Origin of the sequence: Leclercia sp. LSNIH1 (assembly GCF_002902985.1) — a bacterium.
Taxonomy (GTDB): domain Bacteria; phylum Pseudomonadota; class Gammaproteobacteria; order Enterobacterales; family Enterobacteriaceae; genus Enterobacter.
In genome coordinates this window covers 2,877,601-2,894,979 of the sequence record NZ_CP026167.1, presented here as the reverse complement: position 1 = coordinate 2,894,979, position 17,379 = coordinate 2,877,601, and the positions used below count along the sequence as shown (strand labels likewise).

The 17,379-nt window shown below is 51.1% G+C and carries 17 protein-coding genes and 3 pseudogenes; 6 read left to right on the top strand and 14 right to left on the bottom strand.

What is annotated here, in order from left to right; genetic code table 11:
* Window positions 1-5: 5 nt before the first annotated feature.
* On the bottom strand, window positions 6-716 hold the full coding sequence (locus C2U54_RS14400; protein ID WP_103179246.1) for a CTP synthase C-terminal region-related (seleno)protein: 711 nt from the start codon (window positions 714-716) through the stop codon (window positions 6-8).
* A 173-nt stretch (window positions 717-889) separates the two neighbouring features.
* Between C2U54_RS14400 and C2U54_RS14395 the strand changes: the two genes are divergently transcribed.
* Window positions 890-1,234, top strand: a complete 345-nt coding sequence (locus tag C2U54_RS14395) for a DUF488 domain-containing protein (RefSeq protein WP_103179245.1) — start codon at window positions 890-892, stop codon at window positions 1,232-1,234.
* A 1-nt stretch (window position 1,235) separates the two neighbouring features.
* Here the strand turns inward: C2U54_RS14395 and C2U54_RS14390 are convergent, their stop codons facing one another.
* Complete coding sequence (locus C2U54_RS14390) at window positions 1,236-1,541, bottom strand: hypothetical protein (RefSeq protein ID WP_103179244.1); 306 nt, start codon at window positions 1,539-1,541, stop codon at window positions 1,236-1,238.
* 349 nt (window positions 1,542-1,890) lie between these two features.
* Here C2U54_RS14390 and C2U54_RS14385 point away from each other — a divergent pair, with 349 nt between their 5' ends.
* On the top strand, window positions 1,891-2,919 hold the full coding sequence (locus C2U54_RS14385; protein WP_103179243.1) for a sensor domain-containing diguanylate cyclase: 1,029 nt from the start codon (window positions 1,891-1,893) through the stop codon (window positions 2,917-2,919).
* A 44-nt stretch (window positions 2,920-2,963) separates the two neighbouring features.
* The gene (locus C2U54_RS14380) at window positions 2,964-3,062 is read left to right on the top strand and encodes a YoaK family small membrane protein (protein WP_103179242.1); all 99 of its coding nucleotides are present in this window, start codon (window positions 2,964-2,966) and stop codon (window positions 3,060-3,062) included.
* 126 nt (window positions 3,063-3,188) lie between these two features.
* Here C2U54_RS14380 and C2U54_RS14375 read toward each other — a convergent pair whose 3' ends face one another.
* The gene (locus C2U54_RS14375) at window positions 3,189-3,437 is read right to left on the bottom strand and encodes a GlsB/YeaQ/YmgE family stress response membrane protein (protein WP_032617669.1); all 249 of its coding nucleotides are present in this window, start codon (window positions 3,435-3,437) and stop codon (window positions 3,189-3,191) included.
* A gap of 362 nt (window positions 3,438-3,799) precedes the next feature.
* Between C2U54_RS14375 and yncL the strand changes: the two genes are divergently transcribed.
* Window positions 3,800-3,892 (top strand): stress response membrane protein YncL, encoded by a 93-nt coding sequence (gene yncL, locus C2U54_RS28105; RefSeq protein ID WP_071886459.1) that lies wholly within the window; start codon window positions 3,800-3,802, stop codon window positions 3,890-3,892.
* A 35-nt stretch (window positions 3,893-3,927) separates the two neighbouring features.
* Here the strand turns inward: yncL and C2U54_RS14370 are convergent, their stop codons facing one another.
* Entirely contained in the window at window positions 3,928-4,182 is a 255-nt protein-coding gene (locus tag C2U54_RS14370) for a hypothetical protein (RefSeq protein ID WP_103179241.1), read from the bottom strand.
* A gap of 44 nt (window positions 4,183-4,226) precedes the next feature.
* Window positions 4,227-5,129 carry a LysR family transcriptional regulator gene (locus C2U54_RS14365; RefSeq protein WP_103179240.1) on the bottom strand — a complete coding sequence of 301 codons (903 nt, stop codon included), beginning with the start codon at window positions 5,127-5,129 and terminating at the stop codon, window positions 4,227-4,229.
* A gap of 129 nt (window positions 5,130-5,258) precedes the next feature.
* Between C2U54_RS14365 and C2U54_RS14360 the strand changes: the two genes are divergently transcribed.
* On the top strand, window positions 5,259-6,110 hold the full coding sequence (locus tag C2U54_RS14360; RefSeq protein WP_103179239.1) for a nitroreductase family protein: 852 nt from the start codon (window positions 5,259-5,261) through the stop codon (window positions 6,108-6,110).
* 112 nt (window positions 6,111-6,222) lie between these two features.
* On the opposite strand, the gene C2U54_RS14355 is transcribed toward C2U54_RS14360, so the two are convergent.
* Together C2U54_RS14355 and C2U54_RS14350 are read right to left on the bottom strand one after the other, a co-directional pair.
* A complete protein-coding gene (locus tag C2U54_RS14355) occupies window positions 6,223-6,672 on the bottom strand; it encodes a carboxymuconolactone decarboxylase family protein (RefSeq protein WP_103179238.1) in 450 nt (149 codons plus the stop codon).
* Window positions 6,673-6,912: 240 nt separating this feature from the next.
* A pseudogene (locus C2U54_RS14350) lies at window positions 6,913-7,083 on the bottom strand (isocitrate/isopropylmalate family dehydrogenase); the annotation flags it as partial.
* Window positions 7,084-8,748: 1,665 nt separating this feature from the next.
* Here C2U54_RS14350 and C2U54_RS27725 point away from each other — a divergent pair.
* Window positions 8,749-8,850, top strand: a pseudogene (locus C2U54_RS27725) (DinI family protein); the annotation flags it as partial.
* Between the two features lie 372 nt (window positions 8,851-9,222).
* On the opposite strand, the gene C2U54_RS14335 reads toward C2U54_RS27725, so the two are convergent.
* From C2U54_RS14335 to C2U54_RS28100, 7 genes and pseudogenes are all read right to left on the bottom strand, one after another.
* The gene (locus C2U54_RS14335) at window positions 9,223-10,161 is read right to left on the bottom strand and encodes an SEL1-like repeat protein (RefSeq protein WP_103179235.1); all 939 of its coding nucleotides are present in this window, start codon (window positions 10,159-10,161) and stop codon (window positions 9,223-9,225) included.
* A 276-nt stretch (window positions 10,162-10,437) separates the two neighbouring features.
* Window positions 10,438-10,755 (bottom strand): hypothetical protein, encoded by a 318-nt coding sequence (locus C2U54_RS14330; protein ID WP_103179234.1) that lies wholly within the window; start codon window positions 10,753-10,755, stop codon window positions 10,438-10,440.
* Entirely contained in the window at window positions 10,755-10,994 is a 240-nt protein-coding gene (locus C2U54_RS14325) for a hypothetical protein (protein ID WP_103179233.1), read from the bottom strand. The genes C2U54_RS14330 and C2U54_RS14325 overlap by 1 nt, the downstream gene beginning before the upstream one ends.
* Before the next feature lie 1,022 nt (window positions 10,995-12,016).
* Complete coding sequence (locus C2U54_RS14315) at window positions 12,017-13,015, bottom strand: tail fiber domain-containing protein (RefSeq protein ID WP_103179231.1); 999 nt, start codon at window positions 13,013-13,015, stop codon at window positions 12,017-12,019.
* 11 nt (window positions 13,016-13,026) lie between these two features.
* Window positions 13,027-13,329, bottom strand: coding sequence for a hypothetical protein (locus C2U54_RS14310; RefSeq protein ID WP_103179230.1), 303 nt, complete (start codon window positions 13,327-13,329; stop codon window positions 13,027-13,029).
* Entirely contained in the window at window positions 13,329-14,984 is a 1,656-nt protein-coding gene (locus C2U54_RS14305; protein WP_103179229.1) for a phage head spike fiber domain-containing protein, read from the bottom strand. The genes C2U54_RS14310 and C2U54_RS14305 overlap by 1 nt, the downstream gene beginning before the upstream one ends.
* Before the next feature lie 64 nt (window positions 14,985-15,048).
* Window positions 15,049-15,837, bottom strand: a pseudogene (locus C2U54_RS28100) (phage tail tip fiber protein); the annotation flags it as partial.
* Between the last annotated feature and the right edge of the window lie 1,542 nt (window positions 15,838-17,379).

Here is a 17,379-nt window from a genome sequence, read left to right as displayed (position 1 = left end):
TTTATTCAGTAACTCTGTGCCGCGCGAAGCAGCGCCTGCACCAGCGGCGCAGGACGCCCTGCAAGGGCAGCGCGCTCGTGCTGGAACAGCGTCGCCACAAAGAATGGATGGGTGACCAACTCTACGGCACGGATCTCCCCCTGCGCGTCCCAGCCGGTGACGCGCATATCGCCCTTCTCCAGCTCCTGCGCAAATTCAGGCGAAACGCCATAATTGCAGCGATATTCTTCCTCGATCTCCTCCTGACCATAGGCTTTAGCGATCAGGGTGTTAGCGCGTAGTTCAATGGTATCGGCGACCTCCACCAGCGAGCAGGTCAGGGGGGCAATGACCATTCGCCCTGCGGTATCGGTTTCTGCGTGGGCGGCATCCTGCCAGCCAAGAACGTTACGCGCATATTCAATGAGCGCATGCTGGAATCCGCCGCAGGTGCCCAGAAACGGCACGCTGTTCTCCCGGGCATACCGCGCCGCAATGAACGCAGCGTCAGCATTTTTATAGGGACTTGCAGGAACCAGCCAGATCGCGTCGTAGCCGACCAGGTCTTCCGGGCTGGTTAATTCGGTGGTGGCCAGCCAGTCGTAGTCGGCGGTAATATCCAGCACCGCGGCGGCATCATCAATGGCGAGAGGAATCGCCTGGTGAGCCGGCACGTCATGATTGTAGTCGCCGACCAGCGCAATTCGGAGGGTATCTTTTAGGGCAGAGAGTTCCATACAGTGATCCTTATGCCAGATAAATATCAGATAACATAAGGCGCGTCAGACTACCGATCTTTCGTTGATATCACAACACCTTAAAATAAGTGGGCAAAAGCGGAAAGCCAACCTGTGATAGCGTTACGATCGTGACCGCCAGCACCGCGTCACCCGGATTAAGGAGCAAGAGAATGATTCAGTGCAAACGACTGTATGACGAGGCAAGCCAGGACGATGGCTACCGTATCCTGGTGGATCGACTCTGGCCGCGGGGCATGAAAAAGGAGGCGTTAGCGTGCGATGAGTGGTGTAAAACGCTGGCGCCTTCCAATGCACTGCGCAAGGACTTTCACAGTGAGACCATCGATTTCGCCAGCTTCAGCAAACATTATCGTCAGGAGCTGGCCTTGCAGGAAGATGAGGGGCGGCGCATTGCCCGTCTGGCAGACAACCAGCCCGTGACGCTGCTCTACGGCGCGAAAGACCGGGAGCAAAATCACGCGCTGGTGTTAGCCGACTGGCTGCGTAAGCTGTAATTCAGTCCAGCATCAGCGCGTCGAGAGTTTCAGGCGCCTCTTCAGGAGTGAGCGGCATCAGGTGTTCCGGGCGAACAAAGGCAAAACCGTGCTGGTTATCCACCGACCAGACATCACCGGTCACCAGCCACAGGGGACGTTCTGCCCCTCGCGGCAGCTCGGTCACCACGCCGTTGACCGGGTTTAAAAAACGCTGCCCCGGCTGACAGAGGCTAAACAGCTCCACAGATTTACCAATATTGCGACGACCTGCTGGCGTGCGGGCGCCGATAACCATCGCCAGGCTGCCCGGATTTAACTGGAACATACTTCCTCGTGCTGGATACAGAGAGTTTAAGAATTATCTTAGCAAAGTTTATCCCAGCCGGTCTGCCCTGTCACCAGGGGAGGCGGTTAATCTTTCTCCATGATTTCTTCATTCTGCCGACATCTTTCCTCGCTATAGTGCCATCGTTCTCGCAAAGACCAGAGAACATCATTCCGTAATCAAGCTGTTATTTTCCCCGGCCCTGCGCCGGGGCTTTTTCCTGCCAGAATGTGCCCTTCCTCGCCTGAATATATGAAATGTTGTTAATTCATGTTTTACTATCCGCCGTCAATCTTTGAGCAAATCAGACAGGTACAGAGATCATCTGTAAGGGGAGTTGAGCAGCGTCATGTCGGATATTATTCTTGCCCGTGTTTCAGAAACGCTCAGCACTGAGCAATCACTTGAGGGCCTGGTGCGTCAGCTGCTCGAAATGCTTGAGATAGTGACGGACATGGAGTCCACCTACCTTACCAAAATTGATATCAACGCCCGTCTGCAGCATATTCTCTACGCCAGAAACAGCAAACAGATGCAAATCCCGGAAGGGCTCAGCGTTCCCTGGGGCGACACGCTGTGCAAACGGGCGATCGATTCCGACTGCTTCTATAGCGATAACGTCCCCGAACGCTTTGCAGACTGCGACGCGGCAAAAGCGCTGGGTATCACCACCTACGTGAGCATACCGGTTCATCTGACGGATGGTTCGCTCTATGGCACCCTCTGCGCCACCAGCACCCATAAACAACCGTTGAGCGAACGCGGCGAGCAGGTCTTAAAGCTCTTCGCCGGGCTCATCGCCCAGTACATTGAGAAAGAGTCGCTTGTCCGGCAGTTGCGTGAAGCTAACGCCGCCCTGATTACCTGGTCCTATACCGATGCCCTGACCGGGCTGCCTAACCGTCGCGCGATTTTTGAAAATCTCACCACCCTCTTCTCGCTGGCGCGTCATCTGAACCGCAATGCCATTATCGCCTATATCGATCTGGATAATTTCAAACTTATTAACGATCGCTTTGGCCATGAGGCTGGCGATCGGTTCCTGGTGGAAGTGGGTAAACGGTTGAATGAAGGACGCGACGAGGATGATATCGTCGGCAGGCTGGGTGGCGACGAGTTCCTGGTGGCCTGCCTGAGTCATGATAGCGAAAGCGGCGAGCAGACGTCGCTGACGGTGCTGAAGAGACAGCTGAGCGCACAGATCGCCGGGGAGTACTGGCTGGGGGATGTGCATCTGGTCTACCCGGGCGCCAGCCTGGGGGTGATTGAGGTGGATCCTGCCAGACTGGATGCAGATAGCGCACTGCGGGTAGCCGACGCCGCCATGTACAGCGATAAAAAAGGGAAACGGAAAACGCCCTTTCTCAATATCGATTAACCCCGTACACTCGACGGGTTTTGTATTTCAGGACAGGTGATAGCATGCGGCTTGGTATTCTGTTCCCGATCGTGATTTTTATCACGGCGGTGGTGTTTTTAACGTGGTTTTTTATCGGCGGCTACGCTGCGCCTGGGGGATAAATGAGAAAAACGACGATTATTATGCTGATTGTCGCCATTGTGGCCGTGGCCGGAAGCCAGTTAGGCTGGTGGCGAATCGCGGAAAAAGACCGCCTATTGGCGGTCTTTTTTCTGAAGTGTGTCGGGTTAGCTTCTTACCTTACGGTAAATAAACAGCACCACCAGCGCACCAATTACTGCAACCATAAAGCTGCCGAAGTTAAAGCCATCGACTCTGCCGAATCCGAACAGGGTACTGATCCAGCCACCCACTACGGCACCGATGATGCCCAGAATGACCGTAACGATGAACCCACCGCCATCTTTGCCCGGCATGATCCACTTCGCCAGAATACCTGCAATAAGCCCAAAGATAATCCAGGATATGATTCCCATAACTGCTTTCCTCTCTGTATGGTTTTTGTCGTCAAATCAAGTACACAGAAAGCTTAGCACAGGATTCAGAAATGCAAGTTTGTGATAGCCATCACGTGAATATTTTAAGATTAAGTCCACAAACGGCGTCCCACACAAAAGATGGGGTTGTAATCGTTAATGAGAAACATTATCTTTCTCAATACTGAATAGTTGAGCAAATCACTCAGGTATTCAGTACGACATTGCTCACATTGCTTCCAGTATTACTTGCCCACGTTTCGTGGGCTTTTTTTTGCCTGTTATCCTGCGATTTGACGTTCTGGGATTTGCGATTACGCTTATTAGCACAATCCCAGTACAGCCATAATGGTATTGATAACATGAATGTTTCCAGCAGATTCGTGATTTGTATTAACCTTGTTTGTGCCAGTTCCTTGTTGCTTATACTCTCGGACAAATTTAACTGGTTTTAACGTGAGCAGGCCCGGCATCCGTCGGGTTTCATCTTTTAATCATCCCCTTCGATTAAAAATCCTGCCCGACGTATCGCCTCTTTACAGTCGGTGACGCCTGCCGCGTATCCGGCCTCGATATCACACACCGGGCTGGCGCTGACATAAGGGAGCTTCACTTCGGTTGCGAGAAGCTGCTTCAGGCGGGCGTTCTCCTGACGGATAGTCAGAAGTTCGGCGGCAAGCTCTGCTGGTGTTGCCGCCAAGAGTTCACCTGCGGCAATGCGGCGAAGCGCTGTCTCATCAAGCATTATTCCTCCTGCGTAACCATAAAAAACGGGCACCCATCGGCTTCCTACCAGGTACTATTTCCAGAAAATCTCTCAATCATCCAGTCGATGAATATTCTCAATCGGCCATTTAACGGCTTTGTTGGCGGGAAAATAATAGAGACAGGAAATTGTCTGTGCGTAACCTCTTCAAGAACAGGAACAAGTTCACCCGATGCTATAAAGCGACGGCTTACGGAAGCATGTGTTTGCCCTATGCCCATGCCGTGGACAAGCATACTTATCAGCGCGGCACTATCATTCGCGGCGATATCAAATGCTGCCAACTGTTTTTCGCCTCCCCTGCTCATGAAACGCAGAGGCCAGGCCTCACCGGTTGCAGCACTGAAATAGCCGACGATTTTATGTCCATTTTCAAGGTCAGTCAGTTTTTTGGGCACGCCATACTGTTTCAGGTAGCCGGGGCTTGCACAGGTAATTAAGAGATCTTTATACAGCGTTCGCGCAATCAGAGAAGAATCCGTCAGCTCACCTGCGCGAATGACGCAGTCTACACCTTCCTCTATAAGATTAACCGGGCGATCGCCCACCCCAAGCGCCAGCTGTATATGGGGATAGCGTTCACGAAACTCTTCGAGTACCGGCATCAGGACAAAATTCGCCAGCGAGGAGTGAAGATCGATGCGCAGCCTTCCTTTCGCGGCGGCGCCCATATCCCGAATGGCGCCTTCGGTTTCATCGAGTTTAGTGACGAGCTTACTGATCCTTCTGTAATACTCGGCCCCCTCGGTCGTTAAGGTGACAGTACGTGTCGTGCGCTGTATCAGCTTTGTGCCTATATGTTCCTCTAATAATTTGAGATTCTTACTGACAGTGGAGCGCGGCAAATCCAGGTGTGCTGCGGCCTTTGTGAAAGAGCGCGTCTCTACGATGCGCTGGAATATACGTATAGCTAACAGATGATCCATGACTCTATTTTAAAGTATGCCATCTGATTGTGCACACATATGGAAACTGAAGTCGTAAATGGGGGGCTTATCCGTGTGGCAACTCCCGCTATCCTGCGGTCATGAAATTTGCCGAAGGAGAGTAAAACCATGACTGACGTTACTGCAAAACAACAGGCGTTGCTGGAAGCCCGATACGGTGTTGAGCAACCCAAACCAGACAACATTATCTGGACGCCGCAGGTCGAAGCCCTGCTGGGCCATAAATCTGTCAGGACATTTTTGCCTGAACCTCTCCCGGATGGGGCAATAGAGACCATGGTCGCTGCAGCGCAATCAGCCTCAAACTCCTCTGCCCTGAATCAGTGGAGCCTGGTAGCCGTTACGGACCCGGCGCTTAAACAGCGTATTTCAGATACCGTAGCACGTTCAGTGCCCGTGGATCGTATCCCGTGGATTGAGGAAGCACCCGCCCTGCTCCTCTGGGTGGCAGATCTGTCGCGAGGGGCAGGAATAACAAAAGATGCCGGTAAAGAGCCTGTTGTGCTCGACTACCTCGACTCTTTCCTGATGGCATCGATTGATGCCGCCCTTGCCGCCCAGAACGCTGCCGTTGCAGCGGAATCCATAGGCTTAGGAATAGTCTATCTCGGGGTGATGCGTAATATTGCCAAAGAGGTGGCGGAAATCATCAACCTGCCTGAGTACAGCTTTGTCACGTTTGGCATGGCAACCGGGTGGCCCGACAGAGCCAGAACCAGCAGCATTCGCCCGCGACCGGCTCAGCCAATGGTGCTCCATTACAATCGCTACCAACAGGATCGCTATCGCACCTATCTTGAAGGCTATGAAAATGCATATCAGGCATTTCGTCGTCGCCAGAATATGCGCGACAAAACCTGGACCGGCTCCGTCGTTGATTCCGCGACCAGCATGGATTATCTCGGCGGGCGAATCAATTTACGCGAAACGGTCATGCAGCGCGGTTTCAAATTAAAATAACCGGGATTTATCGGCCTCAAGCTCAATTCAGGGCTCATTTATTTGAGCCCTCTGCGGTCTGGCTTAAGATCTGCTGTACGCACAAAGTGAAACTAAACCAACGGGTATGATTTCATGCTTTAGCGAGCGGCTTCATGCGGAAACTGATGCCCATCCGATTGATGGCATTCATGGTGGCAATCACAATGGTCAGTTCAACCAGATTTTTTTCACCAAATAGAGCAAGCGCTGCGGAATAGGCTTCATCAGAAGCGTGTGTTTCACTGATAAGGGTCACTTCTTCTGCCCATGCAAGCGCAGCTTGCTCCACATCCGAGAAAAGGTAGGTCGCTTCTCGCCACACCGGCACCAGGACCAATTTTTCGACGGACATGCCGCTTTTGATAAGGTCGCGCGTATGTATATCAATGCAGTGCGCACAACCGTTAATCTGTGAAACACGTAAAAAAACCAGATGAATCAGATCGGCAGGCAAATCTGTCCCGGTAGTAGCGTAATGATGAAGTGCTCCCATAGCCTTTCCACCCTCAGCAGAAATCTGAAACCAGTTTGGACGCTTCATGCATATCTCCTTTTTTGCGATGTTCGGGTAAGCCTGTGTTTGTTATTAAAATATCAAACATAGCCGCGACGACGGATGTGCATCAGCACGTCTGTCCGGACGTTGCGATATTAGCCATTCATGGCATCAATAAAAGAGACAAAGAGGGAGTAAGAAGGTAGGGCATCCGCAGCAGCGCAAGAATGCTAATAAAAAACGGGAGCCATCAGGCTCCCGTTCACATACAACCCGAAATCCGGATTACATGTTTTCGATGATCGCGTCACCAAACTCTGAACATTTCAGCAGCTTAGCGCCTTCCATCAGACGTTCGAAGTCATAGGTCACGGTCTTGTTGTTGATCGCGCCTTCCATACCTTTAACGATCAGGTCTGCGGCTTCGAACCATTCCATGTGACGCAGCAGTAGTTCCACACAAACCTTGCAACCCATTGATTTAAAATACAATGATATCGTAATATCTTTTTTTATGGCTTCATTGGCCTGCTTTATAACCCTTTGTTTTTACGATATTAGTATAGAGTTTTGATAACCGCTTATCGAGGCTAAATGTGCCTTGCCCACTTACAATTATTGGTCTGTTATGTGCCAGAAGCGGAAGTGTCAGAGACTCCCTAAAAGTTGATGGTTCGTTTTGCAGGGATATTTACAGAATCATTTCAAAGTCCGAATAGGACAAAAATGAACGTTACCACTACATTTAGTAGTAGTTACGTAAAAGTTATTCATCTATTCTACCTTTATCAGCGAGCGGATCGTAGTCACTCTTTGTGGATAATCCCATACTTCAGAAACCCATCATAATTCTTAATCTCGTCCTGAGGGGAATGGATGAATTCAGGACAAAGAAACAAATACACTCTAAACCTGCCTTGAAGAAGGTGGTTCCAGAGAATGCCATGAATAGCGCTTTTCAGCTGAAGGATTCCGGGCAATACAAATCGCAGCGACGTCGTATATCTTTGTTGAACTGATTCAGTTCTTACTAAGATAAATACCACAGACCTGCGCAATAATACCGGTTTGTCTAGGCTGACAGTGGTTGTGCTTCAGTGGTAGCAGTTGAGAATGTTAATGGTATGCTAGATTTAGTCATTCGCACCCTGAGTCACTTCATAATATATTTTCAAATAACTTTCTCGAGGTTCAATATGCCTATACCTTTCATGCCTATATTAATAGGCAGCATCATCAACGCTATCCCTGTATTAGTGCTGTACTTTGTCGTCAGAAAGAATATTATACAATTGGTCCCATTAGTCCTCCTTTCAATTATTTACTCAGTGGGAAATTCCGTGTATTGGATTTCTAACCACGTTGACTTGACGTTGATTATCACGTTCACCATTTTAGTAATCGCAGGTGTGATTTGTCTTGCCTCTATACTCAGACGTGAAGGGAATAGACTGAAGTCATGGTCTCTCGCAAGTGCCGCTCTTATTCTATGTTCGATTATTCCATTCGTAAGGCTGCGATTGTTTTTGGAACAGGTCTCACCTACGTTTTTTTATCCGTTGATAGCAGTATTATTGGCTGTGGCTGTTCTTTCATTAGCTTTCGCCCGAGGTCTTGGTGGGCCATCGACTAAAGGTGCTGCATATCCAAACGGAAATGTATCTAAGGCTTATGCTACCCGGACAGAAATAGATACGGATTTAGCCATCAAAGGCAGATCTGTGTTGTCAGATCCAAATCTGGATGAAGTCGAGCGAGCAAGATACCGTAAAGCCCTAGACGAGAGAGACAACGGGTAGCACAAGCTTTCAGTCGCCACGTTAACAGCGTGGCGATTTTCATATCAGCTAACCTGCCGCCCATTTTTTCATACACAATACTGACAATAATGCCCGCAGACTGCTCAGATCGGACGTTAAAACTCATTAGGGAAGATCATATGATATCTAGCTACGCACCGCTTCTTACACAGGAAGCTCATCAGCGTCTGCGCTATTGATGAAGGACGTAACACGCCCCATCACCTCGACCTCTTCTGCAGCCTCTCCCTCAATCGCTTCACCATCACCCGTGATTAACGCCTTACCCCTGTGCTTAGCGAATTGCGTTCGACAGCCGGACAAATCGATGCAAGCGAACGGCTTATACAGAGATGCCAGTAAAAGCTACCTTGAAAAGCTGAATCGCATTTTAGAAATGATGTTTGAAGAGATCGATATGTGAATGGTTGCGGATTAGGTCTGTAACTGTAGCGCCCACGGTAGGGCGTTTGGTGCCAGAAGTGGGCAAAAAATACACATCAGCAAATAAAAGTTTGTCTCGCTCCATTTTTGTCATGAGGGCGAGCGACCATTCGAGAAATTTTCTTTGTTAAGGCGTCACGATATTTTCTGAAAAGTAGCCGTGGAGGGAGTTCTCCACGGCTGGAACCATTTTTCGCCGGAACAGTGACGACGAAAAACGTGGCGCACGTTTATGCTCAGTAAGTTTTTACTTGTTGTCTTCGAGCAACAAATTTTACTTCAGAAATTTTGCCAGCCTGCAACTCACTACTCAAATCAGAGAAAAATAAAATCGATTTGTGAGGCCGAAGACTTAGTCTTTGCTGAACATGGCTCTTTGTTTACCAAAAAATTTACCGAGCATGATGGATAGCCACCATATAATGAAGGCATAGAATAGTACCATGCCGATATGATTCGGATCGATTGCAATACCAACTACAGCGAAAATAATACCGAGACCTATACCTATCCATTCATATTCTCTTATAGGTTCGTACGTAATCCGGGCTGTGCAGCCGTGGCAAAATTTTGCCTTCCAAACACTTTTTTTCCCGCAGAAAGGACAAGTGATTTTCCTGACACTGTCTTCGATTCTGTGTTTTTCTTGAACCGCTTCAATTTTCTTTAGCGTTTCGAGAGCCCTTTGGTTGCCATTTTCACCAGCCATGCGAAGATAGTCTTTGCCTTTTTCATAGTCATGACGTGCAATGTACATCGCCCCCAATTTCGCCTGGCTATCGCTATCCCCTTGTTGCGCTGACAATGAATAGTATTCGAATGCCTTATTCTCATCTTTGGGCACCCCAAGTCCTTGCTCGTAAAAGTTTCCAAGATTATGTTGGGCAGTGCTATTACCCTGTTCTGCGGCAAGAGCGTAATATTCTGCGGCTTTTGAATTATCTTTAAGGACCCCAAATCCTTTTTCGTGTAGCCACCCTACGTAAACCTGAGTATCCGAGTCGCCCTGATCTAACGGAAATTTGAACCACTCCAGGGCTTTTGAATAGCTCAGAGGGACTCCGTTACCCGAAGCATATATGTCGCCTAAAAGGTAATGGGCATCTGACCTACCCTGTTCTGCAGCTCTTGTCAGCCACTCAACGGCCTTTTTACCGTCCTTTTCAACTCCCTCGCCGTCACGGTACATTTTTCCGAGTTTAATTTGGGCGTCAACATCGCCCGAAGAGGCAGATGCGTAGACGGGATTATAATCGCGACCTGAAACTGAATTTGATTTAAGTTCTTCCATTTCTGTAACAACCCTCAGAGAAGTGCAATGCTATTAATTATCGTTAAAAGTAAATGCGAACGTGTACATTGACACATTTTAATTTAGGTTAAGTCCTACCGATCCGCAGATACCATTGTCGAAAATATCTTAATCACAATATCATCATTCAGTTTAAGCTTTAAAGACATAGGTCTCGAACTATTCTGTGAAAGTCATGTAAAATAAGTAAAATAGTCGCTGCTTCGTATGAGGATCCATCGTTTGGCTCTTGACCGGGCATATATGAGCGGCACCTTACACCGGCCTGCCACCCTCGTCTGTACTGTTGATGAAGAATGTAACCCGCCCCATAATCTCGACCTCCTCCGCAGCTTCGCCCTCGATCGCCTCGCCATCATCACAAATCAGCGCTCTGCCCATGACCCTGGCAAACTGCGTGCGGCCGCCCGACAAAATCAGCAGAACCTGATTCTGTACCAACCTGGTGCACGGCTCGATGACCGCAAAGCCAGAAGAGGTTTCGAGGATGCGGCTGTCCATGCCGATCCCGCAGATACGCTCCGGAGTTAACCGCTGCTCTACGTAGTCGCCTGCCGGTGAAGGGAATCCCATCAGAGAACCCTCCCCATGTTGCGGAGCATCCAGAGCCTGTTCTCGCTGTTGTCCGGCGTCTTGTCGACGAAGCACTCCTGGTATCGCTCTATCCAGTCGTTGGCATCGGCCTGGCTGAAATGCCAGTGTAACTTCGCCAGTTCTTCAATAAAGTCATCTGTGCGTAAACACTGGTAGCCATTAGGGTTTTGCTGTATTGCGGCCACAAATGCGGCGTGAATGTCGTGACGGCGGGGCATGATCTGCACTCCTTTTACTGTTTTTATATACAGTAGTTTTAAAGAGAGTGCAGATCAATGCGGCAGCGCCTATTGATAATTACTGCTGAATATCCAGCTATTCTGCCGAATTGACCAAGCGGGTATACCAGAACTTCCGGTATAAAATTGAGCTCTGTAAGGCCCAGAGGGCTGTAGCGGTGGCCGGAGCCCGCTTCGTGTCAGCAGGGGCTTAAACCACCTGTTTAGGCCAGCGTCTTCTACGTGGCGTTGGACGAATGGAGCGCGTAGTAAGTCGGGTTCCGCATACGGAACATACCGCGCCGTGTGGCAGGTTTAGCACGGGATTGAAGGAAGTGTAAAAGAACCGGTTGCTTCTGCAAATAGGACAGATGAATTTCATAGCAGGTATGATGCCTCCAGGCTGTTAGCTGATCCAATACACCTCATCCTTTTAGCTAAACGATAGTTTAATATTCCTCAATGTTCCGGTAACCATGGTCGGACCAGACATCATTTTAAGCGGTATTTAGACTTGCTCCTGATCGCACCAGATATTTAATAACGTTCTCAAAAGACTGATAAGACCTGACACGTTCAGCACAAACCAAACAGCTAAAAACGCAACACTTGCCATCCGGGACTCCCCATCCAGGCCGTAAAAAAAAGCCTGCTGATTAGGCAGGCAAATGAAATCAGCACACACAAACAGCTTACTCTGATACAGGTGCCGGGTGCCTCCCGGTGACTCGTTACCAGTTATACGGGCCGCAAGCATATCTGCACTTAGCAGTTAACTGGATTGCCCCGCCGCAAAGGGGGATTCACCTTCATTAAAGGTAGATGATTTTAAACGAAGTGTTGATGCTACCTACCTAAAGTAATGGCTGATGCTGCCGATATGTTAACGACCTGCGTCATGAGCGCGGGGTTGATAACAAAACTAAGAGATTTGTGCCCGTTCCCGTACGGGCTTTTTTTCTCTACTTCAGAGTGATCGAGAATGCGGCTAATGATAATTACATCTGAACATCCGGCTGCCGTTATGCTTTCAGCGCCTGAACCTCAGCCTGCAACTGCGCGACCTGCGCGATCAGTGTTTCGATTTTGGCAATCGCGTGATGCAGCGCCAGCGCCGTATCCATCATGACGACGTTGTTATCCAAAGCCAGTGTGTCATCTTTATCACAACGATTTCCCTCTTCGTCAAATTCAGGCGCCGCAGGAACCAGCTTCACATACTCGCTGTCGATATCCCGCAAAGCGTCCTGGGCTATGATCCCCCGGCGCACACGCTCTAAGTAATCGCCGTTATACACGAACGTACAGGGTTTCAGCTTCCTGATGTTTTCGTAAGAGGCCTTTCCGTCGTCATATGCAATATCGTGTTTCAACGTCGCATCTGAGGTTGCGGCCTTCTGATACGTATAGTTGCCCACAAAGCCGCCATCCCCGCTGGTTGAGGTGACCAGGTCGCCGTTGGCGGGTGTGAAGTACCAGTATCGTATCTTGGCTCCACTGTCGCCGAACTGGGTAAGAGACGTGTTGGCCCACGACACTGTCCCGTTACCCACGTTACCCCACATAGACCGGAGGTCGTACCCCCCACTGTGACGGTAGCCCCACGATAACCCGCCGATGGCCCCATTACCTGGGGTGTCAGTCGCCGTCTGGGCATAATAGGCCGAGTAATGCGGCTGGGCAGCGTTCCACCACGAGTTTACGGCGGGGGCACCCACCACCAGCTTACCCCCGAACTGAACGTTGCCGTTAGACATAAAGTCAAAGTAGTTGTTCTGGGCCGTATCCGTACCGCCTGCTGCCTGCATCACCGTTAATCTGGCGATTGCGTAGTCCCATTCAATGCGTTTTACGGCCTGGAGCTGGGCGTACATCTTCTCGACGTTGTTCACAGTGTACTGTGACTTCATGTATCCGCCATAAACCGTACTCCCGACCCCCGGCAGAGACGCGTCATTGATGGTGGATGTCCAGGCAGCAATGGCCCTGCTTAATTCAACCGTATCTATTCTGTTTGCCATTTTTTATCTCCTTATGCCCATACCCGGTATGGGCTGTCAGGGAAGACTGCGAAGGCGTCTAACGATGCCAGCTCCAGCGAATCGTCTGTTACGCGCAAATTGGCGTGATACCCGGGAAGGTTGATGTATTGGATATATTCGTTTTCTTCACCGGCATTATTAATTCCAGACGGGACTGCAATAATTCCGATGATATCAAGACTTATACCCTTGTGATAGAAACTGCCCTGTTCCTCATCAAACACAAACCCCGCCTTGATTAATTGCGTGCGCATTTCGCTAGGGTTAGTAAAGCGCAGATATAAGTCTCTCATTAGCGAAGCCCATTAATTTGATTAGGGGTTAATACACGATGCCAGATACGGAAGTTGCGAATGTGCCCGTTAAGCATTCGAACACCTGGGGCAGCCGACCCTGCCCCCCTTCCGATATAAATCGTGGAGTTAGATGCGCCAACATTCCCTGGCGTCGGTCTGGTTATGATGTCCGATGTGATAACCGCGCCGTCTGTGAATATCTTTTTATTTACGGTGTCAGAGACGAACGCCATATTATGGATCGCCCCATCGTCTATTTCAGTTGCTCCCCCCACCAGCGCGGGGCTTGCATAACAAAACATGGGCCTTCCTGCGGCGCCTTGGGTAGAGTTAAGCGAGGCGAAAACCCACTCGGTGGACGATGGGTAATAGCTGAAAATCCCCCTACGGCTGTTAGCATCTGCACCCGATACCGTTTTCCCGTTGCAGTGGATTTCCATTGCAAAAGTAACAGGCTCAAAGTAGTTATCATTACCTGAGCGTTGCAGGGTGCAATCGTCAGCTGCTCGGGTTACAGCTGATCCATTTGTAGGAATGTAAGATGTCGCCTGAGCGGATCCCTCTATTTGCATACGGTCAATGAAAATCACACTGCTAACGGGTGTTCCGGCATCAACCGTAATTCGCAAGCCCAGGCGTTGGTTTACAGCCCCACCCAGAACAGGCACTGAAACTTTATTAACACCAGGCGCTGCTGTGATGGATGCTGCCGCAATATCGCCCTCGCTGGAGTAGCGCATTAGCATTACTCTAACCTTGGCTGCTGCGGGAAATTCTAAATAACAGGACACGGACGCTGGCTTTGTTGGGTCATAATTAGCCACATTTATATTCTGCTCCCACCAGGTACCTGTATCCGTTAATGTGGTAAGCAGAACGCCACCCTCGGGTTTAAACGTTCGTGTATTGTTTGCGCCACTACGAAAGTAACTGGAATAATCCTGAGTCGGTGATGAATAAACCGCTAAATTAGTGCTCTGCCCTTCAATTAATAAACCCTCCTTCTCAAAACGCGGCTCGTTAATTGCTGCTATTCTAAGCACCCCGGATTTATCAATATAAGTCGCTGTAGTTGCCCGACTAAACGTTAGTGACTTTGTCGGCAGTTCCAGCACTTGGCCGGAAATCGTCAACCGGTCATAAGGCGCGAAACCGGCCAGCAGCCGCAGGTCATCATTGAGCGGTGCCCACACATCAGGGAATGGAGCTTCCTCATAGGGCACAGAAGTCAGCAACTGCGCGGCGGCCAGTGATGCTGCGGCACTGCTGGCGCTGGCGGCTGCGTTGGTCTCCGACGTTTTGGCATTCGTCTCAGACGTTTTCGCGTTCGTTTCGCTGGTTTTGGCAGCGTTCTTCGATGCGAGAGCGTTACCCTCAGTCGTTGCCGCGTTCGTGGCGCTGGTTGCAGCTGCGTTTTTTGAAGCAAGGGCATTCGTTTCGGAAGTTTTGGCTGCGGCAGCGCTGGTTCCAGCTGCGGTCGCTGCAGCGATCAGCTTCGACCAGCTGGGTCCGGTCTTTTTCGAGCCGTCAGCCAGGGTTACGGTGACGTCACCTGTCCCGGATAAAATCAGATCCTGGTTGATGATACTGCTTTGCGCCAGGCGAAACCCTTCCGAGACGGCTTTTGCTAAATCGTCATCAAGTGTGGCCATTCGTGATGTCCTTAAAATGAAAAACCCAGCCGGAGCTGGGTTGGATGGTCTGAGGTTGTAGGGATCAGGAGAAGGAGCCGGTACCGCGGGTCACAGTGATAGTTGGCGCATAAATTGCCACGGTTGCATTACTGGAAGAAACGAAAATGCTTGCGTCGATACGTTGCCCGGTCAACCCAGTCGCAGCATGACGTGCAGTGAACCAAAGCCCACCAACAGGAACGTCAAAAGTGAACGTGCGAACGTTACCCGCGATAGTTATGTTAACTGTACTCCCGACCGCGCCTGTAGTCCCTCTGACATATATCAACGCCTCCACGACGGCGTTTTTATTCAGCCCGTTATTGCTGGAGTCGGTGTATGCCATGGCTACACTGGTAGAAACGGCATTGTTAGACCGGTTGCTGGAGTCGGGATACACCCCTGTGTTGGCGACATCTCCAATGAAAGATGTCGCTTCAACCGTGCCCCTGAAGCTCCCGCTGGTCGCCTCAACCCTGCCTCTGAAACTCCCGTCGGTGGCATAAATCGTCCCGCGAACGGTCACGCCGTTAAACGTGGCATACCCGGATTTATTGATATGCCAGCCGACATTACCAGTCCCGTCCCAGTTGCTGGACTGGATATAATTGCCAATCTTGCCGTTGTCGATGGAACCGTCCTGGATGAACACCGAACGCATGAACATCTGGCCGCCGGTCGAAGCAAACACCAGCTCCTGCCCGTTCGTCGTCGGGTTATAAACCGCGAAGGTATCGGCAGAAATCAGGAAGTTTGAGGCCCCTGTACCGTCAATGCCCAGCTGAATACCCGCGATGCGTTTGACACCGTTCGCTTCCACCTGGACTTTAACGCCCCACTGCGCGGAGAGCTTGCCGTTGATATCAGCAACAGCTTGGCTGGTCGTCTGCACACTGGCATTGGTATCGCCAATTGCAGCCGTGACCTGCTGAATACTGATGGCCGTTGCGCTTGATAAATCAGTAACGGCTTTATCAATGCGCGTGATGGCTGCGGCGTTAGTCTGGCCGTTTTGCTCAACCGTGGCCTTAAGCGTCGTGACCTGCTCAGCAACAGCGCTTGTGGCATCCGCGGCGGTCTTCCGGGTCTCGGTGATCTCGGCCATCGTTTTCGTTTCGGCAACGGCAAACGTGACGCGCTGATCAGAGAACGCCATGAAGTTGGCGAGCGCGTTACTGACACTACCGACAACACCGGCGTCGCGGCTGGCAGTATTACCGTCCACATCCACTTTCAGGCTGTCGATACGACGCCCCAGCGCACTGTCTGCATCCGTACGGGCCGTGGTTTCCGTGCTGATTTCAGCCGTGTTCTGGTCTGTTGTGGCTTTTACAGCAGCCAACGCGGTAGTCTGAGCCTTGTTGTTATCAGCGACGGCTTTATCGATACGCGTGATATCGCCGGTATTTTTCCCGACGGTAGTCTGCAGGCCCGACAGCGTGGTGGCCTGCGCCTCCTGCTCCGTCGTCAGCGTTGCCAGCTCCTGCGTCACGCTGGCTTTGTTGGCGTTAACGGTCGCTTCCAGCGCCGTCCGGGCTGTCACCTCCGCTTCCTGCGCCGTGATGCGCGCCTGGCGTTCGGTGTAGAGCAGGCCCGAGGCCAGCTTCGACGGGTCATCACCGGTATAACCTCCCCGGATCTGCGTCGCCAGCGTCTCGCGCGCGGTGGCTTCAGCCTGGTCACCAGCGACACGGGCTGTCGTTTCCTGCTGCAGCGCCGCCATACCCGCGCCGGGGGTAGGCCGTCCGAGCGCCACCCAGTCAATCAGGAAGTAGTTCGTCGCATCCTGCTTAGTGGACAGATCCAGCCTGAACTGATTCATCGTGGCTTCAGTAAGCCAGGGGATATTGTCGAACTCCAGCGTGGCGATCCCGTTCGCGTCATAAGCAGGCTCGGCGACGGTGACCATATTGGTGTCGTTGAAGCCACCGGTACCCCGCCACCGCAGCTGCCCCGCCCAGCCCGGCGCCCCGAACTTCCTGATGCGCATTTTAACGAAGCGATAGGACGACGAGTTAACACCCAGTGAGCCGGGAGACGCCACCCACGGATCGGTAGCATGGTTCGCCGGGCGTATCCAGCCGTCAACAATCGTCGGTGTCCCGTTCCCGGTCCAGCCCTCTACTGTCGAATCGAAGTACCAGATTTTGGCCGGATCGAACTGCGAGCCGGTACCTGCAGAAATCTGCCCAATCTGCTGCGCCAGTGATTCGGTGGTTGTCTGGATCGTCTGATTGACGTTACTGATATCCGCGACGCGCGCGTTCTTTTCGGTCAGCAACGCCTGGCCACGTGCTGCCGCTTCGTCGGTGATGGCTTTTTTACGGTCCGTGACCTCCTGTGCCAGGCCTGCTTTGGTTGCCGCCGACTCTGT

Coding starts and splice junctions, on each gene's coding strand:
- C2U54_RS14310 (WP_103179230.1), bottom strand. CDS start 13,329: ATGAGAGACTTATATCTGCGCTTTACTAACCCTAGCGAAATGCGCACG.
- yncL (WP_071886459.1), top strand. CDS start 3,800: ATGAATGTTTCCAGCAGATTCGTGATTTGTATTAACCTTGTTTGTGCC.
- C2U54_RS14385 (WP_103179243.1), top strand. CDS start 1,891: ATGTCGGATATTATTCTTGCCCGTGTTTCAGAAACGCTCAGCACTGAG.
- C2U54_RS14305 (WP_103179229.1), bottom strand. CDS start 14,984: ATGGCCACACTTGATGACGATTTAGCAAAAGCCGTCTCGGAAGGGTTT.
- C2U54_RS14370 (WP_103179241.1), bottom strand. CDS start 4,182: ATGCTTGATGAGACAGCGCTTCGCCGCATTGCCGCAGGTGAACTCTTG.
- C2U54_RS14355 (WP_103179238.1), bottom strand. CDS start 6,672: ATGAAGCGTCCAAACTGGTTTCAGATTTCTGCTGAGGGTGGAAAGGCT.
- C2U54_RS14330 (WP_103179234.1), bottom strand. CDS start 10,755: ATGGGATTCCCTTCACCGGCAGGCGACTACGTAGAGCAGCGGTTAACT.
- C2U54_RS14375 (WP_032617669.1), bottom strand. CDS start 3,437: ATGGGAATCATATCCTGGATTATCTTTGGGCTTATTGCAGGTATTCTG.
- C2U54_RS14315 (WP_103179231.1), bottom strand. CDS start 13,015: ATGGCAAACAGAATAGATACGGTTGAATTAAGCAGGGCCATTGCTGCC.
- C2U54_RS14360 (WP_103179239.1), top strand. CDS start 5,259: ATGACTGACGTTACTGCAAAACAACAGGCGTTGCTGGAAGCCCGATAC.
- C2U54_RS14335 (WP_103179235.1), bottom strand. CDS start 10,161: ATGGAAGAACTTAAATCAAATTCAGTTTCAGGTCGCGATTATAATCCC.
- C2U54_RS14395 (WP_103179245.1), top strand. CDS start 890: ATGATTCAGTGCAAACGACTGTATGACGAGGCAAGCCAGGACGATGGC.
- C2U54_RS14390 (WP_103179244.1), bottom strand. CDS start 1,541: ATGTTCCAGTTAAATCCGGGCAGCCTGGCGATGGTTATCGGCGCCCGC.
- C2U54_RS14380 (WP_103179242.1), top strand. CDS start 2,964: ATGCGGCTTGGTATTCTGTTCCCGATCGTGATTTTTATCACGGCGGTG.
- C2U54_RS14400 (WP_103179246.1), bottom strand. CDS start 716: ATGGAACTCTCTGCCCTAAAAGATACCCTCCGAATTGCGCTGGTCGGC.
- C2U54_RS14325 (WP_103179233.1), bottom strand. CDS start 10,994: ATGCCCCGCCGTCACGACATTCACGCCGCATTTGTGGCCGCAATACAG.
- C2U54_RS14365 (WP_103179240.1), bottom strand. CDS start 5,129: ATGGATCATCTGTTAGCTATACGTATATTCCAGCGCATCGTAGAGACG.